Source organism: Alcaligenes sp. NLF5-7 (assembly GCF_024266725.1).
Classification (GTDB): domain Bacteria; phylum Pseudomonadota; class Gammaproteobacteria; order Burkholderiales; family Burkholderiaceae_B; genus Alcaligenes; species Alcaligenes phenolicus.
On sequence record NZ_CP100755.1, the window covers coordinates 3,772,197 to 3,794,597 of the forward strand.

Consider the following 22,401-nt stretch of genomic DNA (forward strand, 5'->3'; position numbering starts at 1 on the left):
ACAAGTCCCAAGGAGTTCTGGATGTCTACTACGCAGTCGTATCAAGTGGTGATCGTGGGGGGCGGGGCAGGTGGCCTGGAGCTGGCTGCCAAATTAGGACGTCAGTTCGGGCGTCAGCATATCTTTCTGGTCGACAAAGACAGTGACCATATCTGGAAACCGTCCTTGCACGAGGTTGCCGCCGGCACCTTGGATATTCACCGCGAAGGGCTATCGTATTTCATGCTGGCACGAGACTGTGGTTTCACTTTTATTCAAGGTGAAATGACCGGTATAGACCGCGAGCAGCGCAGTATTACGCTGGCTCCTGTCCTGGGGCCCGATCATGAAGAAGTGTTCCCGGAACGCAGCCTGTCCTACGGCACCCTGGTGATGGCCGTGGGTAGCAAATCCAATTTTTTCAATACGCCTGGCACCCATGAACACGCGCTGGCCTTGGACTCGACCCATCAGGCAGAGCGTTTCCGTTTGAAATTGCTCAATGAGCTGATCAGTGTGACACGGCGCGCGCAGCGTGAGCCGGGGGCACCGCTGTACATCAATATTGTCGGGGGCGGGGCAACCGGGGTGGAACTGGCTGCCGAGTTGCTGGAAGCCCGTGCTGATTTAAGCATCTACAGCATTCCGGGCAGCAGTTCGGACCGCGAAGTGCGCATTACCTTGCTGGAAGGCGCCGATCGCATTCTGTCTGCCTTGCCGCCCAAGCTGTCCGCTACCGCTCAAAGCCTGCTGGAGCAGCGTGGCGTAGCGGTACGGACCTCGGTGCGGGTCAGCCGTCTGGCGGCGGATCATATCGAGGATATGAACGGCGGCCAATATCCCAATGATTTGTGCGTTTGGGCGGCGGGGATTGAAGCCCCTGCCTTTTTGGGCCAGTTGGGTTTGCCCGTGAACCGCATCAATCAGCTGGTGCTGGATTCCTGTCTGTCCACACCCGATCCCTATATCTGGGCCTTGGGCGACTGCGCACAAGTGCCCTGGGACAAGGAAGGTCAGTTCCTGCCTGCACGTGCCCAGGTCGCGCACCAGCAAGCCAGTTACTTGCGCAAACGTCTGGCCGCTCGCATCCAGGGCAAGCCTGTGGATGAAGCACCCTTTGTCTATAAGGATTACGGCTCGCTGGTTTCCGTGGGCCACAGCCGTGGGGTAGGGAGCCTGATGGGGGTCTTGTCCGGCAAGAGCTGGTTTGTGGAAGGTTTGCTGGCTCGCATCATGTACATGAGTCTGCACCTGATGCACCACATGGCGATTTTAGGAGTTGCGCGAACGGCAACCTTGGCTTTGGGCCGCTTGCTCAGCAAACGGGCCGCCCCTCGTGTTAAATTACATTGAGATTTGGAACAAAACGGGCTTTTTAGCCCGTTTTATTCATTCGTCTTACGGCGGGTGTCGTGTTTCATCAAGCGTTCTTGTTCGCGCTTCCAGTCTTTGTCGCGGGAAACATCACGTTTATCGTGCAGTTTTTTACCGCGTCCCAGACCGAAGTCCAGCTTGATACGACCTTTCTTGTAGTGGAGGTTCAGGGGAACCAGGGCGTAACCTCGTTGTTCAACCTTGCCGATCAGCTTGCTGATTTCTTCGGCTTTGAGCAGCAGTTTACGTGTACGAGTGGCATCGGGCCGGATATGAGTGGACGCTGTCGGCAAAGCGCTGACGTGCATCCCTAAAATAAACAGCTCGCCCTCGCGTACGATGACATAGCTTTCTTTGAGCTGAACATGCCCAGCTCGGATCGCCTTGACCTCCCAACCCTCCAAGACCAGACCGGCCTCAAAGCGCTCTTCGATAAAATATTCGTGGGTAGCCTTGCGATTATCAACAATACTCATGAATTAATTGCCAACCATAGATTGTAAAATCAGAACATTCTATCTATTAACCAGACCTGATGCATACAGTAAAACGCTCCGTCCTCCTTCCTTATAGCTGCGAACAGATGTTTGACCTGGTTGCAGAGGTGGAAAAATACCCTGAATTCATGCCGTGGTGCGGTGGCGCCAGTGTCAACCAGCGTGACGAAAAGGGGATGGAAGCCTCGGTTACCATCAGCATTGCGGGTATTCGTCAAACCTTCACCACACGTAACGAACACGATTATCCCAATCGGATTGTCTTGCGCCTGGTCAAAGGGCCTTTCTCGGCCTTGACGGGGGATTGGCAGTTTACCCCTTTGGGCGAAGACGGTTGCAAGATCGTGTTCACCATGGAGTACGAGTTCTCCAGCCGCGCGCTGGAAATGGTGGTCGGTCCCATTTTTAACCGCGTTGCCAACAGCTTTATCGACTCCTTCACCCGCCGTGCCCAAGAGGTCTACGGTGACTGAATTATCCGTCAGCGTGATTGTGGCTACCCAGGCGCAGGTCTGGAAAGCCGCCCTGCATTTGCCTGCGGGCAGTTGTGTGCGTGATGCCCTGTTAAAAGCTGGCATTGCCGAAGGCCTGCGTGAATGCGGCTTGCCGCCGCTGGACGATGAACAGGGCCTGGACGCGCTGCACGTCGGTGTCTACGGCCAGCGCTGCCAGCTGGACCAACTCTTGCAGGATCAGGACAGGGTAGAAGTCTATCGCGAGCTGGTCTTTGACCCCATGGATTCCCGCCGTCGCCGTTATGCGCACAAGCTGGCCGCCCGCGCTGCCGCCAGACCTCGCCGCAAACCCGCCCGCACCTAGTTCTTCTGCGCCTGATCATCAGGCCGCTACTTTCAGCTAGACTGTCGCCTCCTGCCTTGCACTGCCCCCTATGAAACGGCTGATTGTCATCAGCACGACAACTAAAGGGGGCGGCACGCATTATGGTGGGTGAAAATAAGGAGACAGACATGATACTGACTGACGATCAGAACGCTTTTGCGCAAGCGGCTCGCGAGTTCGCACAAGGGGAACTGGCACCGCATGCGGCACGTTGGGATGAGGAGCAGATTTTCCCGATCGAGGCGTTCCGTAAAGCCGGTGAGTTGGGTTTTTGTGGCTTGTATGCCCCGGAATCCATCGGCGGCCTGGGCCTGGGGCGTCTGGAATCCAGCCTGGTGTTCGAAGAAATGGCGGCAGTTGATCCCTCGACCACCGCGTTTCTGACTATCCACAATATGGTTGCCTGGATGGTCGGCACCTGGGGTACGGACGAGGTCAAATCCCAATGGGGCGAGCTGCTGAGCAGCGGCCAGAAACTGGGCTCTTACTGTTTGACCGAACCGGGCGCAGGCTCGGATGCTGCCTCGCTGCGGACACGTGCCGAGCGTGATGGCGACGACTACCTGATCAGCGGTAGCAAAGCCTTTATCTCCGGTGCCGGGGACACGGACTTGTTGGTGGTTATGGCTCGTACCGGCGGGGACGGCGCAAAGGGGATTTCCGCTTTTGCCGTACCTGCCGATGCCGCTGGTATCACTTACGGTCGTAAAGAATTGAAGATGGGCTGGAATAGTCAGTCCACACGGGGCATTACCTTTGAGCGCGTACGCGTTCCTGCCTCGGCCATGCTGGGCCAGGAGGGCGAGGGCTTCAAACTGGCCATGAAGGGCCTGGACGGTGGGCGCATCAATATTGCCTGCTGCTCGGTAGGAGCCGCCCAGGGGGCTTATGATGCTGCCCGCCAATATATGCAGGAGCGCCGCCAGTTCGGCAGGCATCTGGACCAGTTCCAGGCTCTGCAATTCAAATTGTCCGATATTCTGACCAGCGTGGTTGCTGCCCGCCAAATGGTACGTTTGGCCGCTTCGCACCTGGACGCCGGTAGCAATCAGGCCAGCACCTACTGCGCCATGGCAAAGCGTATGGCCACGGATCTGGGTTTTCAGGCTTGCGTGGATGCACAACAGCTCTTTGGCGGTTATGGTTACCTGAAGGATTATCCTGTTGAGCGACTGGTGCGCGATACTCGGGTGCACCAGATTCTGGAAGGCACAAACGAGATCATGCGTGTCATCATTGCACGACAAATCATTGATCTTGGAGCTGATATTCGATGACGGATTCTGTTTTGTTTGATCGCCTGCCCGGCCAGAACGGAAAGGCGATTGGTGTTGCTACGCTGAACCGCCCGCAAGCCCTGAATGGGCTTAATTTGGAAATGTGCCAGCTGCTGTTCAAGCAGTTTCAGGAATGGGCGCAGGATTCCAGTATTGCCATGATCGTGTTGCATGGCGCCGGAGAAAAGGCCCTGTGTGCCGGGGGCGATCTGCATTCCCTGTATGCCTCCATGCAAAAGAATCAGGGTGGTTCGGCCTGGGATAACGAGTACGCCCGCGAATTCTTCGATGTGGAATACCGCCTGGATTATCTGATCCATACCTTCCCTAAACCAGTTTTGTGCTGGGGTGACGGTATTGTGATGGGTGGGGGCGTGGGCTTGTTCAACGGTGCCAGCCATCGTGTGGTGACCGATACCACGCGTTTTGCCATGCCCGAGATCTCCATTGGCCTGTTCCCCGATGTAGGTGGCACCTGGATGCTGTCACATCTGCCTGCGGGTATCGGCCATTTCCTGGCACTGAGCGGCGCCCAAATCAACGCCTCGGATTGCTTGTTCCTGGGCTTGGCCGATGCCTACTTGCCACGGGTGCATTTCGATGCCTTGCTCAAGGCCTTGCAAGCCACGAACTGGTCTGATGAACGCGCCGCTTGTGACAGCAGCCTGCATCAGGTCCTGCGTGGTCTGGCAGAGGGTGCTCGCCCCGATACCGGCCCGCTGGAGCAAAACTACGCCATGCTGCGTGATGTCTGCGCCAGTCGCGAGTTTGAACGCATTACACAGGCTTTGCAGCAGTGGCAGGACAGTGCCGACCCCTGGCTGTCCCGTGCCGCACAGACCTTCGCCAAAGGTGCTCCAGGTTCGGCTCGTTTGTCCTTTGAACTGCTGGAGCGTGTACACCACCTGTCTTTGGCTGATGTCTTCCGCCTGGAATACATTGTGTCGCTGCAATGTGGCGTACAGGGTGACTTCCAGGAAGGCATACGCGCACTGCTGATTGATAAAGACAAACAGCCACGCTGGAATCCGGCCTCGCTGGAACAGGCTGATGCCCGCTGGGTGGAACGCTTTTTTGTTCCCGCCTGGCCTGCAGAAACGACTCATCCCTTGGCTGACCTGTGATCCAGGCAGACCGCTGCGGCGCCTGACGGCGCCGTTTTCATAATGACGAGGAGACAAAATGAGTAACACGATTGCATTTATCGGGCTGGGCCATATGGGCAAACCCATGGCGCTGAATCTGCTCAAAGCCGGCCATAGCCTGAAGGTCTTTGACCTGAATGCAGAGGCCATGAAGGAGCTGCAGGCAGCGGGGGCGCAAGTGGGCGAGTCGGCGGTGCAGATCGCCAAAGACGCGCAGATGGTCTTTACCATGCTGCCTGCTGGCCGCCACGTTCGTCAGGTTTACGAGGGCGAGAACGGCTTGTTGCAGGCCGTGGCCCCCGGCACAGTGCTGGTCGATTGCAGCACGATTGATGCGCAAACCAGCCAGGATCTGGCGGCCAAGGCGGCCAAGCTGGGTCTGTTGATGCTGGATGCGCCTGTTTCCGGTGGTACTGGTGGCGCAATGGCCGGCACCTTGACCTTTATGGTCGGGGGCGAGGATCCGGCGCTGGAAAAGGCGCGTCCTTACCTGGATGCCATGGGCAAGAACATTTTTCACGCTGGTAAAGCCGGTGCGGGTCAGGTTGCCAAGATTTGCAACAATATGCTCTTGGGGATTTTGATGGCAGGTACCGCCGAGGCCCTGGCTCTGGGCGTTGCTCACGGTCTGGACCCGGCAGTGCTATCGTCCATCATGGCGCGCAGCTCCGGCCGTAACTGGGCGACCGAACTGTACAACCCCTGGCCTGGCGTGATGCCGGATGTACCGGCTTCGCGTGATTATCAGGGTGGTTTTGCAACAGGTTTGATGCTGAAAGACCTGGGTTTGGCGGCCGATGCAGCCGTGAGCCAAAACAGTGCGACACCCTTAGGCGAACTGGCCCGTAACCTGTTCGCCTTGCATGCCGCACAGGGTCAGAATGCAGGGCTGGATTTCTCCAGCATTCTTAATTTGTACCGTCAGAAGAGCTAAGTTCTGGCAGAGCGTAGGGCAGGGGCTGCAATTCCAGCGCCTGTCCTTGCTCCAGTTGAAACTGGCCTTGTTCCAGGTCCGCCAGTACCACTTCCATCAAGACATACAGACGCTGCTGCTCGGCTTGCCAGGCGCGGTTGATAATGCGCGCAGCCGCAACCGGCTCTGCACCTTGAGAGACCAGGAACACATCGGCGGCTTCTTGCACCTGTGGTGCCGTGTCCAGAATGGCGCTGCGGGCGGCCATCATGCGGCGCTTGATCGTGCCTCGATAGTGGCTGCGTGCCACCACTTCCTGGCCGGGATAGCAGCCTTTCTTGAAGTTGATGCCGTCGATCAGGTCCAGGTTCAGAGTCTGGGGAATGAACAGATCCTGGGTGTCGGCGCTGATCCAGGGCAAGCCTGCCAAAATATCCGCCGTTTCCCAACGACCCTCAGAAGCCGGAGCGTTCGTATCCTGCTGGGGAGAAATCCGCCAGTAGCGATTCAAGCCGTCCAGCTCGCCGGGGGCTTGGATGAAGGTGTCGTCACCATCGCGCTGCAAATTCCAGACCGCTTGGGCAGCGGATTGATCCGCTACACCGTAAACCTGCAACTCGGCCAGACTGATCGTCACTTTGCTGCGCAGCACGAACATGCGCAGGCGCTTGATCAGGGCCTCGCTCAGGTCACGGCGCACCAGGGCATAGACGGTCTCGTCCTGTTCACGCCACAAGACCATGGTCGCCAAACTGCGACCTTTGGCGGTGCAATAGGCCGCGATGCAGGCGCGGTCGGCTGCCAGATTCTCCAAGTCATTGCTGACTTGAGCATGGAGAAAGGACACGGCATCGGCTCCCTGAAACTGGAGGACGCACAAATCAGGCAGGGCGAAAGAGGAGGGGGCTGGCATTCCGGTCATGGCTGAGCGAAAAAAATAAATTTAAACATCAATGATACCGTGTGTGAGGCCGGTTTCAGGGGCATATCCCCGCTGGGATCAGGGCATGAGCTGGATAGCGCAATCCGGTAGCGCGGGCCTGTCCCGGTTTCTGTGTTTGACTGTGACACATATTCAGGAATATGCCGCCTTATTCTGATTACAATAGCGCTCGCATGAAAAAAACTGTCAAGATCTTCTTTGCCCTGTTGGGCCTTCTGGTGGTCGTCGCCTGTGTGATAGCGGGTGGCGCCTGGTATTGGGCCAAGAAGCAGCCCGTGACGATGAGTGCTGAACGCATCGACTATGTGGTGCCTGCAGGCTCTGGCCCCCGTGCGATTGCACGCAGCATGCAGCAGGCCGGGATCGATATCCAGGAAGATGCTTTTGTCTGGATGGCGCGTCTCTCTGGCCTGGATACCTCCTTGCAAGCGGGGGCTTACGAGGCCGTGCGTGGTGATACGCCATGGATGGTGATGGAGCGCATGTCCAGCGGCAATATGCTGCAAACCCGCCTGACCATTCCTGAAGGCTGGACCTATCAACGCATTCGCGAGACGTTGGCGAGCAATCCCCAGGTTCGCCAAACCTTGAGTGATGTCAGTGATACAGACTTGCTGCAGCGTTTTGGCTTGGACGCTGTACATCCTGAAGGTCTGTTCTATCCCGATACCTATGTTTTTGTACCGGGTACGGCAGATGTGGATATCCTGCGGCGCGGGTTTCAGGCTCAGCAGGAACTGCTGGAACAGCTATGGGCGGACCGGGATGCGGATTTGCCCTTGAAGACGCCATACGAGGCCTTGATCATGGCTTCCATCGTGGAGCGTGAGACAGGCCACAGTCAGGATCGAGCGCGTGTAGCCGGGGTGTTCATGAACCGTTTGCGCGTAGGCATGCCATTGCAGACAGACCCGACTGTTATTTACGGCATGGGTTCAGCCTATGACGGCCGTATTCGCAAGCGCGATTTGACGACGGATACCCCCTGGAACACTTACACGCGCAATGGATTGCCTCCCACGCCGATAGCCAGTCCTGGCAAGGCTTCCTTGATGGCGACTTTGCATCCCGAAAAGCATGATTTCTATTATTTTGTATCGCGTGGCGATGGAACCAGCGAGTTCTCGACGAATCTGGCTGCACATAACCGGGCCGTCGCCAAATATATTCTGAAACGCTAAACCATTCAGGCCCTATCAGGGGCCTGAATGGTTTTTGGGGGCGGTTTGGTGACACTTGGACGGCTGAGCGCTATCCAAGGCCAGGGAGTCAAAGTTTCAAGCCGTGCCGTTGCGTGAAGCCCGTCCACAAATCATGGACCTTGCTGGCCAGTTCTTCCAGGCCTGCGTCATTGCGAATCAGATAGTCCTGGGGGGCGCGTTCTACACCCCATTCGGAAGAGTGCTGGCTGATCACTGGATTGCCAGGGCGTTCGATATGCCAGATTTCCCCACCATGTTCACGGATGAAATTGGCCTCGTTTTCGTAACGAATGTCTTTAATCAGCAGACAACGGGCCTGACTCATATCAGGAAGCTGGTGGCTGGGCAGGAACAGGGGCAAGGTTTGGCGACGGTGCTCGTAATCCGGGTATTCGGCCAGAACCTGATTGCGTAGATGTTCGGCCGCCTGACGCGGACTCAAACCCCAAAAGGCATCCACATTATCCGCCCGCTCATCATCCAGGTGCTCAGGCACCATGCCGTAAATCGCGGCCAGAGCCAGCGCCCAGACCGAGTAGTTCTGAATGCTTCTGGCAAGGGGGGAGCCCGGTCCAAACTCCAGCACATGTTGGGCGCGGCGTAGCCAATGATCGGGATCGCGCTGGCGCATCCAGTCCGTTCCCAGTAGCTGGAAACACTGTCTGGGGGAGCGCTGCCAAAGGGCAATAGGCACTTCTTTCAGGCTGTCGTCTGTCCAGGCTTGGGCTGGACTTAGGCCAAACAGCACTTCACAGCCCATTTTCACGGGGTCGGCCAGGGCATAAGCGGCCAATAAAGGGTTTTGTGCCAGTAGTAGATTGGCGACGGTATCTTTGCCTGAACGCGCTTTGGCGGCCAGCCCGATCAATAAGCTCACTTCATCATCCTTGGTAGTGGAGCAGGCATTTTACCGGTTCATATTACAATGTGCGCTGAGCTGTTCAAGTGGGGGCGATTGCCTGGTCTTTCCTGCGTGAATCAGGCCTTTTGATGTGCAACCTTGAGGCAATACGGTGTCTGATAGTTTGACTTTTCTACCTTGGCAAATCGCGACCGCCCAAAATTGGCTGGGCAATCAGGAGCGTTTTGCCCATGCCTGGCTGATCCACGGTCTGCCGGGCATCGGCAAGACGCGATTCGCCCGTGCGGCCGCCGCCAGTTTATTGTGCGACCAGCCGGTGCAGGGTCTGGCTTGTGGCCACTGTCAGGCCTGTCAGTGGGTGCGGGGGGGAAATCACCCGGACTTGCGCCTGCTGCGCCCGGATGCGGTTGCGCTGGAAGAGCAGGGGCCAGACACCCAGGAAGGGGACTTGGCCAAAGACTCGGCTGCCCGTAAAAATCCTTCCCGGGAAATCCGGGTGGAGCAATTACGCCAGTTGCAGCACTGGTTCAATACGGCCACTCATAGAGGCGGGTGGCGAGTGGCGGTGCTTTATCCGGCTCAGGCTCTGAATCTGGTATCGGCCAATGCCTTGCTGAAGGTGCTGGAAGAACCTGCGGACCGCACAGTTTTTCTGCTGGTAGCCGATGCGCCAGATCGGCTGTTGCCTACACTGGTATCGCGTTGCCGCCGTTTGCCTTTGCCCGCACCTGATGCTCAGCAATCGGTGCAGTGGCTGGAGCAACAAGGGGTGGATCAAGCCTCGGACTGGTTGGCTGCCTGGGGTGGTGCTCCACTAAAAGCGTTAAGCGCCAGCCAGGATATGAATGCACCGTGCCCAGATTGGTTAAGCGTCTGGATGGATGGGGTATTGAAAGCAGGCCGTGAGGCGGATTTGTCCTTGGCCGATACGCTGGAAAAACTGCCTGCTCAAGAGTGGATTGACCATTGGCAACGCTTGTTTGTCGATATTCAGCTGGGTGGTTTTGCCCAACCGGCGCGTTACTATCCTTCCCTGCAAAAGCGCATTGATGCCTTGGCAGCCCAATCCAACACCACAGCGGTGACGGAAGCCCTGAAGTGGCTGGTGCAGCAAAAGCGGCTGGGGAATCATCCGCTCAATGCTAAATTGTTTATTCATCATGCCCTGGACCGTTTGCACCAGGCATGTCGTCGTGTTTAAAAAAGTACCGTCTAATCATGTTTGTTGATTCGCATTGCCATCTTAATTTCCCTGAACTTGCTGAAAATCTGGACGACATCCTGGACAAGATGCGCCAGAACCAGGTGGGCTGTGCGCTGGTGGTCAGCGTGGATATGGACGACTGGCCCGGTTTGATGGAGCTGGTGCGTCCCCACGGCCATTTGTTTGCCTCGGTTGGCGTGCATCCGGATTATGAGAAAGTCACCGAGCCTACCGTCCAGGAGCTGATCAAACATGCTCAAGATCCCAAAGTGGTGGCTATTGGCGAAACGGGTCTGGACTATTACCGCTTGCAAGAGCCCCTGGATTGGCAGCGTGAGCGTTTCCGCACCCACATCCGTGCCAGTCGCGAGTCGGGCCTGCCCTTGATCATCCATACTCGCTCGGCCAGTGAAGACACCATTGCCATCATGCGCGAAGAGCAGGCGCAGATTGCCGGGGGCGTGATGCACTGTTTCACTGAAACCTGGGAAGTGGCACAAGCGGCCTTGGATCTGAATTTCTACATTTCCTTCTCCGGGATTGTGACCTTCAAGAACGCTACCCAACTGCAGGATGTGGCGCAACGCGTGCCGCTGGATCGTTTGTTGATCGAAACGGACTCGCCATTTTTGGCTCCTGTGCCATATCGAGGCAAAACCAATGATCCTTCCCTGGTCATTCATGTGGCCGAGAAGATTGCGGAGCTTCGTGGGATCTCGGTGAAGGAAGTTGAAGAGGCTAGTACAGAGAATTTTTTCAAATTATTCAGTAAGGTACAGCTTTAAGTTAATCTAGTTTAGAGATTTTGATGAGGCTTTTGTGACTGTTTAAGCCAAGGTACAGGATCTTGAGCGGAGGTTGCTTAAAGCTGATTTAAAACTTTAAGAAAATAGTTTAACTGGTTGATTTTTAGATTAAAAATGGAAATTTTCGTGATTTTCTTTGCTTTTCGGGCTTAGTGGGGATGCACTGAAAAAGCTAAATTTTCGTTAATAATCAATGGTTTGTTGATGATTCTTAAGCTTTTTTATAGATAAATGCTCCCCCGCTTGGATAGAGAGGAGCAACGCTTGAAGCGGCATCTATCTGTACTTTCATAACCTGATAAAGCACTTTATGAAAAGGATTTAATAGCATGATTTTTAAAAGAAAAATACCCAATAAAACCATCCTTTCCATGGTGCTTCCTTTGGCCTTTCTGCTGTCAGCCCCTGTGTCGGCGCAGGAACCAGAGCTTGAAAGCCGAAATTGGTATTTGGCGCTGGAAAATGACCGACCCAACATCATCGAGCAGGAGTTCATCAAGGGGGCGAACCCCAACGCCGTGGACTCCAAGGGCAATCCTTCCTTGATGCTGGCGATACGCAACAAGTCGTGGAAAGTGGTGGACACTTTACTGGCTAACCGTCAAACCAATGTGAACATCGAGAACGAGGCCCGCGAAACTCCCATGATGTATCTGGCCCTGATGGGGGAGACCGCTCGTTTGCGTGATCTGCAAGCACGAGGGGGGCAGGTGAATCGGGTGGGCTGGTCACCTTTGCACTATGCCGCTTCCAAAGGACATGAAGAGACGGTGCGCTATCTGCTGTCTCAGAAAGCGATTGTGAATGCACCTGCACCAGACGGGACCAGCCCCTTGATGATGGCTGCCTTGTCGGGCAAACGGGCTGTAGTCGATGTGTTATTGGCAGCGGGTGCTGATCCGAGTATGCAAAATGCCCAAGGTTTGAGTCCGGCAGACTGGGCGCGTTCAGCCAATCATGAACAATTGGCCAGTTATCTGGATCAAGCTGTCGCTCGTAAAGCGGCCGCTGCACCAGCCGCAGCGGGGACTTACTCCGGTGGAGCGGTAGAGACTTATGGTGTGCCAGAGCGGGTAGAGCAGCCTGATCTGAATCGGGTGCAAACGGTGACGGTAGAGCCCGAGCCAGCTCCTGCAGCAGACAGTTCCAGTTCGAAACCTGCTTCGTCCAGCAGTACCAGTCGCTATTTTGACCTGGATCGTTTCGACAAGCCTGTACAGCCTTAAGTCTGGGGGCAGGATGTAAAAAGGAGCCTTGAGGGCTCCTTTTTTGTTGTGGCAATAATCGGGAATGGTTGTAGTGATACTGACGTCCTGCACTGCGTTCGCAGCTGTGCTGACTCAGTATCTCTATAGGCAGAGAACTAAACCCCTTTTTATCTATTGCCCCTTAATTGCCCTTTTCTTGCGCCTTGGCCATATGGGAGGCATGCACAAAGGTCTGGAAACCTTGCAGGTAGTTGCTCAGCATTTTCTGGATATTCTCATCTTGCAGTTTGCCTTCCGCATCAAAGGAATTCTGCGCACGAGACACCAGCAACGAGCCGCCGCTGTACAGGGACACGCCCAGCATTTTCAGCGTAGGTAACCAGGCTGCCTGGGAGGAGATCGTGCCAAAGCCCCCCATGGAAGCGCCAATCAGCCCGGTGATACGGCCCGAGAAGATGGCTTTCATGTCTGTGCGAGACAGCCAGTCGATTCCGTTCTTGAATACGCCGGGTACGCCATTGTTGTATTCCGGGGTAACGAGCAAGAGAGCATCGGCGTTCAGGATCTTTTCTTTCAAGGCCAGTACGGCTTCTGGAATGCCGTCCTTGCTTTCGAGATCGCCGTCATACAGGGGGATGCCGTGTAGGGTGGCGACTTCAATCGCCATGCCTTGGGGGGCCAGGGCTTGAGCGGCGTGTGCCAAAGCGGTGTTGAAGGAGCTTTGGCGCAGGCTGCCTGATAAAGCCAGAACGCGGCAAGGGCCGGACAGATTCACCACGCCAGTCGTTTGACGCAGGGCCTCGCTTAACTGGTCAATGATCTGGATCCATTCCGGGGAATCTTGGAGTCGTTTTTCCCGAATGAACTCGGCTTGAGACTCGTTCCAGAAGGGAGCGTCAGCCAGCAGCACGTCATTGGGCAAAGGGCGGTGTTTTTCCAGAAAGCTGGCAATCGCCTCGGGGGTGTTGGGCAGACCCAGTTGAGCAAACAGGTCGTGAAAGCGGAACAAGTTATCAGACATGGTGGTAGGGGAGCTTGGAAGAGGGGATGATCGGACGCTAAGGACGGGCGTGGCTCCAGCATGTATGGCTAAAGGTTCCGGGCTTTGAGTAGCGTACAAAAAAATACTGTTTTTATTAACAGGCAGCCTGATATACGCTGCCTGTCTATTTACGGTGACCCAAACGCTTAATTCGCGGGCAGGTAGTCAGGACGCAGAATGCCACGCAGTTCCGAGTAGGGCAGCAGTAGCTCTGGCTGACCGAAGGAATACGGGGCGACCTCGTACGGGTTGTACTTCACCAGCAAGCCCTGATCGGTCAGAGCAATGTTCTGGGCGGGCTGGAAGGGCCACATTCTGTCCCAACCGGCTCGGTCTTCACGCGCTTCACTCAGGCTGGAAACCCAGTTGTTGTGCGCATGGCGTACTAGTTCCTGGAAAGGCTTGATCTTGCCGGGGGCAATAATGCGGTCCAGAGGTAAAGCGGTCTTCAGGCGATTGTCCCAGTTGATGAACTGGGTTGCTGTAATGCCGTGGGCCGCACCCGTCATGTAGATGCCCGAACTTAGCTCTACGACCGTCAGATCCCGGTTACGGTAGCGCGTACGGGCGGATAAATGTACTTCGTCACGATTATTGGCGGTAGCCCAGTAGTAGTTCTCGAATTCCTTCAAACCGCGATAGCCAGGATGGCGCTCAGAGATAACCGTCATATGAGCCAGGCTTTCATCGACCAGTTTGGTCAGCTCGGCATTGCCGGGGAAAATCAGAGATTTCACTTCCAGGCGCGGGCATTCACCGGTACAGCCTGGTTTGACGTGCTTGTAGTCCAAGGGCTGGGTAAAAACGCCATCTTTTTCAGTCTGATCCTGGGTTTGCGTTGGAATCAGGGAGATATTGCTGGGCGTGCTGGAACACGCAGACAGAGCCATGGCTGTCAGGCCAATAAGCAGCAGCTGATAGGGGCGCTGTAAGGTCATGGGATCGTAGTCCTATCGGATGGTTTTAGAATCTTGGCCAAAGAGGATTTGACGGGCCTTGTCGTCATGGACGGGCGAGCCGGGGTTAATCTGTTCGACCAAGGCATAGGCACGCTCAGTTGCGGGACGCGCGCCAATACGCTCAAACCAACGCTTCAGATGTGGGAAGTCGTCCAGATTCTGGTTTTGACGCTGGTGGGAGACAATCCAGGGGTAGCTGGCCATATCGGCAATGGAGTAGTCCCCAGCAATAAAGTCGCGCTGCTCCAGATGTTTGTTCAGCACGCCATAGAGACGGCCAGTCTCACGCACATAGCGGTCGATCGCGTACTCGATTTTGACGGGTGCATAGACATTGAAATGGTGGTTCTGGCCTGCCATGGGGCCCAGGCCACCCATTTGCCAGTACAGCCACTGCAAGGTTTCGGTACGCACTCGCAAATCGGTCGACAGGAACTGGCCGGTTTTTTCTGCCAGATATTGCAGGATGGCGCCGGACTCGAACAGGGAGATAGGTTCGCCACCGTCTTGCGGAGCCTGGTCAACAATGGCGGGAATGCGGTTATTGGGGGCGATACGCAGGAATTCAGGTTTGAATTGATCGCCTTGGCCAATATTGATGGGGTGGATGGTGTATGGCAGACCGGACTCTTCCAGAAACATCGTGATTTTATGTCCGTTGGGAGTGGTCCAGTAATACAGGTCGATCATGTGTTCTCCTGGCTAAGTGAAGACGCTGGCCTGTCTGCAGCAAGCTACCCAGATGACGTATCCGGCGGCGCTGGGCTACTATTGTTCGCCTGAATACGGTTTATAGGAAGTCAAAGACTGTCATGAGCAAAATCTATCATAATCCGCGCTGCAGCACTTCGCGTAATGCCCTGGCCATGATGCGTGAAAAAGGTCTGGAACCCGAGATCATCGAGTACCTGAAAACACCTTTGTCACGCAGTGAACTCAAAGCGCTGATTGCGGCAACGGGCTTGACGGTACGCGAGGCCATGCGCAGCAAAGAGGCTGTTTACAGCGAGCTGAACCTGGGCAATCCCGATCTGAGCGACGAGGACTTGCTGGCAGCGATTGAAGCCAATCCTGTTTTGTTGAACCGTCCTATCGTGGTGACAGAAAAAGGGACGCGTCTGGCGCGTCCCCTGGAAGTGGTTCAGGAAATCCTTTAAACAGACTTCCTGAGTAGCGAGTGCTTCGCTATTACTGGGCAATGGCTTCCAGCGCAATGCGGATAGTGACTTCATCACCGACGTAAGGCACGTTGGCAGCCATGCCAAACTCGCTACGCTTGATCTCGATCTTGCCGTCCGCGCCCAGGGCGGGTTTGTTCATCATGGGGTGCTTGGGCATGGTCAGGAAGGACTCAATGGTCATGGTCACGGGCTTGGTAATGCCCTTGATGGTCAGATCGCCCTTGGCGGACACAGGCTTGTCACCGTCGAACTGAATGTCCTTGGACACAAAAGTTGCTTCGGGGAACTGCTCGGTGTCGAAGTGATCCTTGCCCTGGATGTGTTCGTTGAACAGGGGAAAGCCGGTGCTGACCGAACGGGTGTCGACTTTCATGTCGATGCTGCCGGTCTTGGCTTCCTGGTCCAGTGTAACCGTACCTTGTGCCTTGTCAAAACGCTGGCTTTGCGTGCTCAGGCCCAGGTGCTTGTAGCTGAAGTGCACAAAGGTGTGGCTGGGTTCAACCTGATAGGTGACTGGAGCCGCCTGGGCAGCAAAAGCAAACATGAAACTGGCGGACAGGGCAATCACTGGCTTGATCATGAGGGTGTAATCCTTGTTATGCAGGGAGAGAGAGGGGGCGCTGATGCGTCTGCTTACTTGGCATCAATCTTGAAGTTGACGGTGATCTCGTTGGCCACGATGTCGTAGCTGGACCAGGAGCCTTCACCGATAGAAAAATCGCCACGCTTGATTTCAAAGGCACCGCTAAAAGTGGCTTTGTCGCCTTCGGGAGCCATGGTCGCCATGACAGTGACGGGTTGCTCACGGCCTTTGATCTGCAGCGTGCCTTGCACTTCATATTGCTGGTCGCTGACAGCGCGGAAACTCCTGGAGCTGAAAACGGCCTGGGGATGCGCGTCAATATCGAACCAGCGCACGTCTTGCAATTCATCATCGGCTTCTTCTGAGCCGGTATCAACGCTATCCAGGGCGACCTTCAAGACCACCTTGGACTGATCCAGGGCGTCGGGGTTGAAGTTCAGTTCGCCTTCAAATTTACGGAACTGACCATCCAGCTTCACGCCCATCTGGGAATACTGAAAGCCGATTTCGCTATTTTGGGTGTCCAGAGCCTGGTAGTTTTTGGCGTTGGCCGACAGGCTGGCGCCTAGGCCCAGAGAGCCGATCAGCAGGGACACGAAGACAGATTTTTTCATGATTTGGCTTTGCCTAAAGTAAAGGTGATGCGGCCAAGCAAGCCGTCACGGTCTATAAACTGATGCTTCAAGGCCGCCAGAATATGCAGGCTGACCATGGCAATCAGGGCGTAATTCAAAAAGATGTGGACTTGGACCAGCAGCTCGCCCAAAGGTTTATCTTTGGAAACCAGGTCGGGCAGGGGGATCACGCCAAACCACACTGTCTGGAAGCCTTTGGCTGAGCTCATCAACCAGCCCGTCAAAGGGATGCCGATCATCAACAAGTACAAAGCAGCATGGCCACAGTGGGCCAGAACTCGACTGAAGCTTGACATGTCGGCGGGTAGAGCAGGGGGGCGGTTGAACAAACGCCAGAGCAGGCGCAGGATCACCAGTACCAGCAAGGAGATGCCGGCCCACTTATGCCAGGAATAGACTTGCAGTTTCAGAGGGGACAGGGGCAAGGTTTTCATGGTGTAGCCCACGGTCACCAGTGCGGTCAGGGCCAGTGCCATCAGCCAATGCAAGATGCGTGCGACTCGGGTGTAGCGTTGGCGATTCACTGGAACAGGGGTGATACTCATTGATAATGCCTTTCATTTACGAAGCCAAGAAACTTTAACCTGTTTGTAAGCATCGTAAAAGACCAGATTTTGCAATGCAGTAATGCAATATTGAGGGGTATTGGTCGTGCACTCTTGCAAGATGACTATTTTCTTGCAGCGTGTGACAAGGCTTTCAGGGTGGGGTGGGGGCGGGCTAAACTCCTTTTTTCAGCTCGCAAGCAAGGAAGTCTCTATGTGGAAAACAGCGTTGGTCGTCGTGGTAGCCGGTTTGTTGGCAGGATGCCAGGACTCGAAAAAGGCCAATGAGGAAAATTTCAGCACGGCAATCCAGAGCTATCTGGATACGCGAGACGGCTTGTGTGTAGGAGTGCCTGGACGTGTGTATCCCTATCAGGCCGAGCACGATTCCCCCTTGATTGTGGAAGATCGAGCTCGTCTGGCTGCCTTGGCCAAGGTAGGTTTGTTGCGTCAGGTAGGAAAGGAAGAGGCACCGCGCTACGAGCTGGATGCCAATGCAGACACCTATTTGCGTCGTTCCAGCTCCGAACAGTCGCAGGGCGAGCATGATGCATTTTGTACGGGCCGCCTGGTTCTGGACCGTATCAACTACTTCACCGAACCGGCCAGCGCAGACGGGTTTACCGTCAGTCAGGTGAGCTATGTCTATCATCTGGCCGATGCGGCAGGCTGGATCAAAGATAGCGCGGTTCAGGATAGCTACGAGGATCTGCGCGCGTTGACGGCCCAGGAAGTCGAGGGACAGGCACGAATGATTCTGACCAATAAGGGCTGGGTTCATCAGAACCTTTATCGTTAAGTGATGCCACACGGCTGCATGAAAAAGGTGGGGCAGTACGGTGTGGTTCGGTCTTGAGCAAGAGGAGCAATCATATGGCTGTGCCTCAAAACAAACACGATTTATTAGTGGCCATTTGCAGCAATTATCAAAAGTTGGCTGCAGATCTGGCTACTGTTCCCATTACGCGGGCTCGTGAAAAAGACCTGGAAGGTCATACCAAGGGGACGCAAATGAGTGTGGCTGATCTGGTCGCTTATTTGATCGGATGGAACGAACTGGTTTTGAAGTGGAGCCAGGCCAAGGCCAAAGGTTTGCCGGTAGATTTCCCTGAAACCGGTTTTAAATGGAACGAGCTCGGGCGTCTGGCACAGAAGTTCTATGCCGACTTTGCCAATGTGTCGTACTCGGACTTATTAAATCGCCTGGAGGAGGCGCAAGCTCGTATTGTTGCCTTGGTCGAGCAAAGTACAGATGGTGATCTGTATGGAGCGCCTTGGTACAAGAAGTATTCTCTAGGGCGCATGATTCAGTTCAATACGGCCTCACCTTATGCGAATGCTCGGATCCGACTGCGGAAATGGAAGAAAATACATTCCATTGTCTGATAAGACGAAGTTGCATCAATCCACCGTAAGGTTTTATTATAAAAATGCAATTAACGGAAAAGATAAATAGGCAATGAAAAAACGGTCTACAAGAGAAGAAGGGCAGTTTGACCTGCCCATTTTGGGCTCGCAGGCCGCCGATATCTCGGCGGAGGCCTTGTTTGACACGTGGTTGCAGCATCAACGCCCACCCATGGCGCCCAGCACGCAGCGGGTTTATCGCACCTTGTGGCGACGCTTCTTGCAGGCGCTGCAAGATCACAAAAAGCAGTACACCCAGATCAAGCCTGTGGATATACGGGACTTTTTGAGCAATCTGGACGAAGTGCGCCGCCCGCAGCGTGAACGCTATCAACAAGTAATCGCCCGTGCTTATGAAGAACTATGTCGCCAGGATGGACGCTCCGAAAATCCTGCACTGGGCCCCGCCATCAACGACCCCTTCAAGGAAAGCTGGCGCCAGGCCCCTGACAACCAGGCCACCCAATTTCTTTCTGTAGATCAATGCTCTGCCACCATCAAGGCATTGCAAAATCGATGGCGTGTCCTGGAGTTGGCCAGTGATATGACCATTGCCGCCCGTTGGCGTGAATATCGAGATATGACAATTGTGGCTGTGATGCTGGGCACAGGCTTGCGCCCGGTGGAGTTGGGGCAGTTGCACCCTTGCGCGGTAGGCGTAGCCAAACGCACTGCAGAGTCTTCAGAAACAGACGACTCAGATCACGAGGAGACAGCTCTTTGGCGGGATGGCACTCTTCTGCTCAGGCTTGCTGGCGCGGCAAAACGCGACGTTGTTGTGCCTGTCTGGTGCGAAGGCATTTTGCGTAGCTGGTTGATCTTTAGCGGAGCCGAAGATGCTTCCGCTTGGGTAAAAGATAGCCGGGTCTTTCCTGGTAGCCGTCAGATCAGCGCTGCGCGTCCCCAGGCACAGATGAATCCTGCCACGCTGGCTCGTATCGTCAGCAAATGGGGAATCAAGCAGATGGATCTGTTGATGACGCCACAGCGTTTGCGTAATACCTTTGGTGCAGGTTTGATCGAGCGTGGTTTTTCTCTGCCAGAAATCGAGGAAATCATGGGCTACGCTCCCGGTGCTGCCAGTGCATGGCGCCTGCAAGCTTCCTGGCTGGCTTGGTTGGATGCACAGAGAACGCCTGATAAGCCAGCAATTACAGAGAATACGCAGCCGTAATGAAGGGCTAGTCACGGATTGGTCAGCTTCAGGAGGCATAATTTCAAGTCCATTCCGTCTATTTCTTGATGAGGAGTTTGAATTGACGTCTACCCCTGTTTTTCGTCGTGCTGTAGCAGCAGATCTGGAAGCGATCGTGGCCATGTTGGCCGACGATATTTTGGGCCATGAGCGTGAAGATACCAGTCTGCCCCTGGCGCAGTCCTATCTGGATGCCTTTGCAGCGATAGAAGCGGATCCAAACCAGTATCTGGCCGTTGTAGAGCTGAATGGCGCTGTGGTCGGAACCTTGCAGATCAGCTATATGCCCGGCTTGTCGCATCAAGGTGCCTGGCGTGGGGAAATTGAGTCCGTACGCATCGCCAGCTCGGCGCGTGGCTGCGGATTGGGCCGTTTGATGATTCAGTGGGCGGTCGAGCAATGCCGTCAGCGTCAATGCCGCATTGTGCAGCTGACCTCGGATAGGGCTAGAACGGATGCTCATCGGTTTTATGAGCAACTGGGTTTCACGGCCAGTCACAAGGGTTTCAAGCTAACTCTGTAAGACGGTTTTCTCTTGAGTAATCAGCCCTGACGCGGTGCAAAAAATAACTATAAAAAGCCGCATAGGCTGAATGTTGTGCTCTGTGCTCTGTGCTTTTGGAAGCCCTCTGTCGAATATTGGATGTAGCAAGAGCATTATTGATAAACGCTACGCGATTCCATTGATCGAATACAGATCACATTTTTTTGCTGCTAAAGCGGCTCTGTTTGCAGATGAGTCTGGATTAAAAATCTGTAAAGATTTTTTTCTCTGAAAGTGAAGGGGTAAAATTAATACGCTTGCTGATAGATTAAAGTTAGTTCCTTAACTGGCTGATTATATGAAATAAATAATTTTAGTTAGTCGCCATGATTGGTTGACGGGTTTTGTCTGGTTAATATATCTTTGCTGTGGTGTTTATTTGATTTTATTAATAATAAAAAAAATATAAATATCGGGGGTCATTAATATTGTATTGGATATCCTTGATAGGGAGATATTGAGATGGCCGTTAAAGCGAAAATAACGAGTATTGCCATACAGCCAGGGCCCACATGCGTATTTCTTGGCTACAAATCCTCTGGTATTACTGCCAAGAGCCTGAACCACCGAGAAATCATAAAATCTTATCCCGAAGGGAAAAAAGACGATTGGGCAGGGCTTTATATCGCCGAAGACCGGGCTACCGCGGAAGGTTATCTGCCGGATTCTCTACCTGGAAACGGTACGGGCGATGCCTATATCAACCTGATCTATATTGAAGCGTCTACCGTTAAAAATTTTGACGGCAAGGGCAGGAAAACCCAGTTCGTTGACATTACTGGCAGCGAAATAGCGGATCCTAATGTTCCACAAAAAGAAAAAGCCAGGCTGGTCAGGAAAGCATTGAGCGACATAGGGGTTCAAATCCCTGAGAGCAAACCGCTGATTGAAACGCTGGGATTACAGGGGTATCTCTATCGGGGGCCGCATACGAGCACGGAACTGGAAATCATCGTTCCCTTCAACTTTATCAACGCCAAGCTGGCTATCTCTTTAGCCAATTTGCAGTCTTTTAAATTCAAGGGTCATTTGCCGGTCGGTAATCCCGTACTGAATCCGGCGCTTGGTATCACAAACCCCGATACTCCCATGAATACGAGACAGGCTTTGTCCCTGGCGCCTTGAGACAGACAGGTCGGAATTGCTCCGACCTTTATACGCAATACCTTCGGATGGGGGCCGGAGCCGATGCGCATCGGTTTTACGTCCAACCTGGTTTTTCGCCTTATCATGCCTTCAAACAGTACGTTGGAGATAGGCTAATGGGTTTGGCGTCAGATTATCCAGTTATTTTGATTACCGGCGGGAGTCGTGGCATAGGAGCGGCAACGGCGCTCCTGGCTGCACAACAGGGCTATAACGTTGTCCTTAGCTATGTTGCGCGCGAATCAGATGCCTTGGCGGTGGGCAGTGCAATAGAGGTGGCAGGTCGGCAAGCTCTTGCTGTCAAGGCAGATTGCGCAGACCCTGAGCAGATAAGCCGGCTGTTTGAGCAGATTGACCAAAGGTTTGGGCGGATAGACGTCCTGGTGAATAACGCAGGCGTGTTGTTTCAGCAGTCTCGTCTGGAAGATCTCAGCTTCGAGCGTATACAACACACTTTTGCGGTCAACACGATTGGTCCCATGCTTTGTGCGCAACAGGCGGCCAAACGCATGGCTTATCGCTATGGTGGGAAAGGCGGTTCTGTCATCAATGTTTCCTCGATAGCGGCCAAGCTTGGCAGTCCAAACGAATACGTGGATTACGCCGCTTCGAAAGGAGCTCTGGAGACTTTCACAACAGGTTTCGCTAAAGAGGTGGCCCGAGAAGGGATTCGTGTTAATTGTGTTCGGCCTGGGCATATTTATACCGAGATGCATGCCAGTGGCGGCGAGCCAGACCGTGTAGACCGATTAAAGGACAGCATCCCGATGGGCCGTGGTGGCCAAGCAGAGGAAGTGGCGCGTGCAATTTTATGGCTAGCCAGCTCTGAGGCGTCCTTTATCACGGGAACATTCCTGGATGCGAGCGGTGGCAAGTAGCCATTGAGGGTGACGAGGTTTTGGGCCTTGAAATAC

General features: G+C 54.5%; 27 protein-coding genes. 17 read left to right on the plus strand and 10 right to left on the minus strand.

Going from position 1 to position 22,401, the window contains the following annotated elements; translation table 11 throughout:
- Positions 1 to 21: 21 nt before the first annotated feature.
- Complete coding sequence (locus tag MID00_RS17315; RefSeq protein WP_254499186.1) at positions 22 to 1,332, plus strand: NAD(P)/FAD-dependent oxidoreductase; 1,311 nt, start codon at positions 22 to 24, stop codon at positions 1,330 to 1,332.
- Between the two features lie 32 nt (positions 1,333 to 1,364).
- Here the strand turns inward: MID00_RS17315 and smpB are convergent, their stop codons facing one another.
- Positions 1,365 to 1,829 carry an SsrA-binding protein SmpB gene (smpB, locus tag MID00_RS17320; RefSeq protein WP_003799781.1) on the minus strand — a complete coding sequence of 155 codons (465 nt, stop codon included), beginning with the start codon at positions 1,827 to 1,829 and terminating at the stop codon, positions 1,365 to 1,367.
- A gap of 59 nt (positions 1,830 to 1,888) precedes the next feature.
- Here smpB and MID00_RS17325 point away from each other — a divergent pair, with 59 nt between their 5' ends.
- The 5 genes from MID00_RS17325 to mmsB all read left to right on the plus strand — a co-directional run bounded on the left by MID00_RS17325 (position 1,889) and on the right by mmsB (position 6,046).
- On the plus strand, positions 1,889 to 2,323 hold the full coding sequence (locus MID00_RS17325; protein WP_009454121.1) for a type II toxin-antitoxin system RatA family toxin: 435 nt from the start codon (positions 1,889 to 1,891) through the stop codon (positions 2,321 to 2,323).
- The gene (locus tag MID00_RS17330; RefSeq protein WP_009454120.1) at positions 2,316 to 2,669 is read left to right on the plus strand and encodes an RnfH family protein; all 354 of its coding nucleotides are present in this window, start codon (positions 2,316 to 2,318) and stop codon (positions 2,667 to 2,669) included. The genes MID00_RS17325 and MID00_RS17330 overlap by 8 nt, the downstream gene beginning before the upstream one ends.
- A gap of 149 nt (positions 2,670 to 2,818) precedes the next feature.
- Complete coding sequence (locus MID00_RS17335; protein ID WP_250755726.1) at positions 2,819 to 3,967, plus strand: acyl-CoA dehydrogenase family protein; 1,149 nt, start codon at positions 2,819 to 2,821, stop codon at positions 3,965 to 3,967.
- Positions 3,964 to 5,091 carry an enoyl-CoA hydratase/isomerase family protein gene (locus tag MID00_RS17340; protein ID WP_254499187.1) on the plus strand — a complete coding sequence of 376 codons (1,128 nt, stop codon included), beginning with the start codon at positions 3,964 to 3,966 and terminating at the stop codon, positions 5,089 to 5,091. Before MID00_RS17335 ends, MID00_RS17340 begins: the two co-directional genes overlap by 4 nt.
- Positions 5,092 to 5,149: 58 nt before the next feature.
- Positions 5,150 to 6,046, plus strand: coding sequence for a 3-hydroxyisobutyrate dehydrogenase (mmsB, locus tag MID00_RS17345; protein ID WP_035271705.1), 897 nt, complete (start codon positions 5,150 to 5,152; stop codon positions 6,044 to 6,046).
- On the opposite strand, the gene MID00_RS17350 is transcribed toward mmsB, so the two are convergent.
- Positions 6,021 to 6,872 carry a folate-binding protein YgfZ gene (locus MID00_RS17350; protein WP_254499188.1) on the minus strand — a complete coding sequence of 284 codons (852 nt, stop codon included), beginning with the start codon at positions 6,870 to 6,872 and terminating at the stop codon, positions 6,021 to 6,023. The two genes, mmsB and MID00_RS17350, sit on opposite strands and share 26 nt — an antisense overlap.
- Positions 6,873 to 7,141: 269 nt before the next feature.
- Here MID00_RS17350 and mltG point away from each other — a divergent pair, with 269 nt between their 5' ends.
- Complete coding sequence (gene mltG, locus MID00_RS17355; protein ID WP_254499189.1) at positions 7,142 to 8,149, plus strand: endolytic transglycosylase MltG; 1,008 nt, start codon at positions 7,142 to 7,144, stop codon at positions 8,147 to 8,149.
- 88 nt (positions 8,150 to 8,237) lie between these two features.
- Here mltG and MID00_RS17360 read toward each other — a convergent pair whose 3' ends face one another.
- Complete coding sequence (locus MID00_RS17360) at positions 8,238 to 9,047, minus strand: deoxynucleotide monophosphate kinase (protein ID WP_250755717.1); 810 nt, start codon at positions 9,045 to 9,047, stop codon at positions 8,238 to 8,240.
- A gap of 136 nt (positions 9,048 to 9,183) precedes the next feature.
- Here MID00_RS17360 and holB point away from each other — a divergent pair, with 136 nt between their 5' ends.
- On the plus strand, positions 9,184 to 10,233 hold the full coding sequence (gene holB, locus MID00_RS17365; RefSeq protein WP_250755716.1) for a DNA polymerase III subunit delta': 1,050 nt from the start codon (positions 9,184 to 9,186) through the stop codon (positions 10,231 to 10,233).
- Positions 10,234 to 10,250: 17 nt separating this feature from the next.
- Positions 10,251 to 11,021 (plus strand): TatD family hydrolase, encoded by a 771-nt coding sequence (locus tag MID00_RS17370; RefSeq protein ID WP_009454112.1) that lies wholly within the window; start codon positions 10,251 to 10,253, stop codon positions 11,019 to 11,021.
- Positions 11,022 to 11,253: 232 nt separating this feature from the next.
- Here the strand turns inward: MID00_RS17370 and MID00_RS17375 are convergent, their stop codons facing one another.
- Entirely contained in the window at positions 11,254 to 11,415 is a 162-nt protein-coding gene (locus MID00_RS17375; RefSeq protein ID WP_254499190.1) for a hypothetical protein, read from the minus strand.
- Here MID00_RS17375 and MID00_RS17380 point away from each other — a divergent pair.
- Complete coding sequence (locus tag MID00_RS17380; protein WP_021446566.1) at positions 11,414 to 12,268, plus strand: ankyrin repeat domain-containing protein; 855 nt, start codon at positions 11,414 to 11,416, stop codon at positions 12,266 to 12,268. The genes MID00_RS17375 and MID00_RS17380 overlap by 2 nt on opposite strands.
- Positions 12,269 to 12,431: 163 nt before the next feature.
- On the opposite strand, the gene MID00_RS17385 is transcribed toward MID00_RS17380, so the two are convergent.
- From MID00_RS17385 to MID00_RS17400, 3 genes are all read right to left on the minus strand, one after another.
- Positions 12,432 to 13,271 (minus strand): DUF2789 family protein, encoded by an 840-nt coding sequence (locus tag MID00_RS17385; RefSeq protein WP_081055307.1) that lies wholly within the window; start codon positions 13,269 to 13,271, stop codon positions 12,432 to 12,434.
- Between the two features lie 167 nt (positions 13,272 to 13,438).
- Positions 13,439 to 14,230, minus strand: coding sequence for an RsiV family protein (locus tag MID00_RS17395; protein ID WP_254499191.1), 792 nt, complete (start codon positions 14,228 to 14,230; stop codon positions 13,439 to 13,441).
- 12 nt (positions 14,231 to 14,242) lie between these two features.
- On the minus strand, positions 14,243 to 14,941 hold the full coding sequence (locus MID00_RS17400; protein WP_009454096.1) for a glutathione binding-like protein: 699 nt from the start codon (positions 14,939 to 14,941) through the stop codon (positions 14,243 to 14,245).
- Positions 14,942 to 15,063: 122 nt separating this feature from the next.
- Here MID00_RS17400 and arsC point away from each other — a divergent pair, with 122 nt between their 5' ends.
- Positions 15,064 to 15,408 (plus strand): arsenate reductase (glutaredoxin), encoded by a 345-nt coding sequence (arsC, locus tag MID00_RS17405; protein WP_009454095.1) that lies wholly within the window; start codon positions 15,064 to 15,066, stop codon positions 15,406 to 15,408.
- Positions 15,409 to 15,439: 31 nt separating this feature from the next.
- Here arsC and MID00_RS17410 read toward each other — a convergent pair whose 3' ends face one another.
- The 3 genes from MID00_RS17410 to MID00_RS17420 are packed head-to-tail and all read right to left on the minus strand — an operon-like array spanning position 15,440 to position 17,195.
- Complete coding sequence (locus MID00_RS17410) at positions 15,440 to 16,012, minus strand: YceI family protein (protein WP_250755711.1); 573 nt, start codon at positions 16,010 to 16,012, stop codon at positions 15,440 to 15,442.
- Between the two features lie 53 nt (positions 16,013 to 16,065).
- Positions 16,066 to 16,629 carry a YceI family protein gene (locus MID00_RS17415; RefSeq protein ID WP_254499192.1) on the minus strand — a complete coding sequence of 188 codons (564 nt, stop codon included), beginning with the start codon at positions 16,627 to 16,629 and terminating at the stop codon, positions 16,066 to 16,068.
- Positions 16,626 to 17,195 carry a cytochrome b gene (locus MID00_RS17420; protein WP_254499193.1) on the minus strand — a complete coding sequence of 190 codons (570 nt, stop codon included), beginning with the start codon at positions 17,193 to 17,195 and terminating at the stop codon, positions 16,626 to 16,628. Before MID00_RS17420 ends, MID00_RS17415 begins: the two co-directional genes overlap by 4 nt.
- 214 nt (positions 17,196 to 17,409) lie before the next feature.
- Between MID00_RS17420 and MID00_RS17425 the strand changes: the two genes are divergently transcribed.
- The 6 genes from MID00_RS17425 (at position 17,410) to MID00_RS17450 (ending at position 22,365) form a co-directional block, all read left to right on the plus strand.
- Positions 17,410 to 17,994, plus strand: a complete 585-nt coding sequence (locus MID00_RS17425) for a hypothetical protein (RefSeq protein ID WP_009454091.1) — start codon at positions 17,410 to 17,412, stop codon at positions 17,992 to 17,994.
- A 74-nt stretch (positions 17,995 to 18,068) separates the two neighbouring features.
- Positions 18,069 to 18,581, plus strand: coding sequence for a ClbS/DfsB family four-helix bundle protein (locus tag MID00_RS17430; RefSeq protein WP_009454089.1), 513 nt, complete (start codon positions 18,069 to 18,071; stop codon positions 18,579 to 18,581).
- 73 nt (positions 18,582 to 18,654) lie between these two features.
- On the plus strand, positions 18,655 to 19,776 hold the full coding sequence (xerC, locus tag MID00_RS17435; protein WP_254499194.1) for a tyrosine recombinase XerC: 1,122 nt from the start codon (positions 18,655 to 18,657) through the stop codon (positions 19,774 to 19,776).
- 82 nt (positions 19,777 to 19,858) lie between these two features.
- Complete coding sequence (locus MID00_RS17440) at positions 19,859 to 20,320, plus strand: GNAT family N-acetyltransferase (protein WP_009454086.1); 462 nt, start codon at positions 19,859 to 19,861, stop codon at positions 20,318 to 20,320.
- Positions 20,321 to 20,803: 483 nt separating this feature from the next.
- Complete coding sequence (locus MID00_RS17445; protein ID WP_009454085.1) at positions 20,804 to 21,466, plus strand: hypothetical protein; 663 nt, start codon at positions 20,804 to 20,806, stop codon at positions 21,464 to 21,466.
- Positions 21,467 to 21,603: 137 nt separating this feature from the next.
- The gene (locus MID00_RS17450) at positions 21,604 to 22,365 is read left to right on the plus strand and encodes a glucose 1-dehydrogenase (protein WP_009454084.1); all 762 of its coding nucleotides are present in this window, start codon (positions 21,604 to 21,606) and stop codon (positions 22,363 to 22,365) included.
- The last annotated feature ends 36 nt before the right edge of the window (positions 22,366 to 22,401 follow it).

Coding starts and splice junctions, on each gene's coding strand:
- MID00_RS17340 (WP_254499187.1), top strand. CDS start 3,964: ATGACGGATTCTGTTTTGTTTGATCGCCTGCCCGGCCAGAACGGAAAG.
- MID00_RS17430 (WP_009454089.1), top strand. CDS start 18,069: ATGGCTGTGCCTCAAAACAAACACGATTTATTAGTGGCCATTTGCAGC.
- MID00_RS17415 (WP_254499192.1), bottom strand. CDS start 16,629: ATGAAAAAATCTGTCTTCGTGTCCCTGCTGATCGGCTCTCTGGGCCTA.
- MID00_RS17445 (WP_009454085.1), top strand. CDS start 20,804: ATGGCCGTTAAAGCGAAAATAACGAGTATTGCCATACAGCCAGGGCCC.
- MID00_RS17425 (WP_009454091.1), top strand. CDS start 17,410: ATGTGGAAAACAGCGTTGGTCGTCGTGGTAGCCGGTTTGTTGGCAGGA.
- MID00_RS17385 (WP_081055307.1), bottom strand. CDS start 13,271: ATGTCTGATAACTTGTTCCGCTTTCACGACCTGTTTGCTCAACTGGGT.
- MID00_RS17395 (WP_254499191.1), bottom strand. CDS start 14,230: ATGACCTTACAGCGCCCCTATCAGCTGCTGCTTATTGGCCTGACAGCC.
- MID00_RS17370 (WP_009454112.1), top strand. CDS start 10,251: ATGTTTGTTGATTCGCATTGCCATCTTAATTTCCCTGAACTTGCTGAA.
- arsC (WP_009454095.1), top strand. CDS start 15,064: ATGAGCAAAATCTATCATAATCCGCGCTGCAGCACTTCGCGTAATGCC.
- MID00_RS17325 (WP_009454121.1), top strand. CDS start 1,889: ATGCATACAGTAAAACGCTCCGTCCTCCTTCCTTATAGCTGCGAACAG.
- mltG (WP_254499189.1), top strand. CDS start 7,142: ATGAAAAAAACTGTCAAGATCTTCTTTGCCCTGTTGGGCCTTCTGGTG.
- MID00_RS17450 (WP_009454084.1), top strand. CDS start 21,604: ATGGGTTTGGCGTCAGATTATCCAGTTATTTTGATTACCGGCGGGAGT.
- MID00_RS17375 (WP_254499190.1), bottom strand. CDS start 11,415: ATGGAAAGGATGGTTTTATTGGGTATTTTTCTTTTAAAAATCATGCTA.
- MID00_RS17400 (WP_009454096.1), bottom strand. CDS start 14,941: ATGATCGACCTGTATTACTGGACCACTCCCAACGGACATAAAATCACG.
- MID00_RS17410 (WP_250755711.1), bottom strand. CDS start 16,012: ATGATCAAGCCAGTGATTGCCCTGTCCGCCAGTTTCATGTTTGCTTTT.
- MID00_RS17335 (WP_250755726.1), top strand. CDS start 2,819: ATGATACTGACTGACGATCAGAACGCTTTTGCGCAAGCGGCTCGCGAG.
- smpB (WP_003799781.1), bottom strand. CDS start 1,829: ATGAGTATTGTTGATAATCGCAAGGCTACCCACGAATATTTTATCGAA.
- MID00_RS17420 (WP_254499193.1), bottom strand. CDS start 17,195: ATGAGTATCACCCCTGTTCCAGTGAATCGCCAACGCTACACCCGAGTC.
- MID00_RS17380 (WP_021446566.1), top strand. CDS start 11,414: ATGGTGCTTCCTTTGGCCTTTCTGCTGTCAGCCCCTGTGTCGGCGCAG.
- xerC (WP_254499194.1), top strand. CDS start 18,655: ATGAAAAAACGGTCTACAAGAGAAGAAGGGCAGTTTGACCTGCCCATT.
- mmsB (WP_035271705.1), top strand. CDS start 5,150: ATGAGTAACACGATTGCATTTATCGGGCTGGGCCATATGGGCAAACCC.
- MID00_RS17315 (WP_254499186.1), top strand. CDS start 22: ATGTCTACTACGCAGTCGTATCAAGTGGTGATCGTGGGGGGCGGGGCA.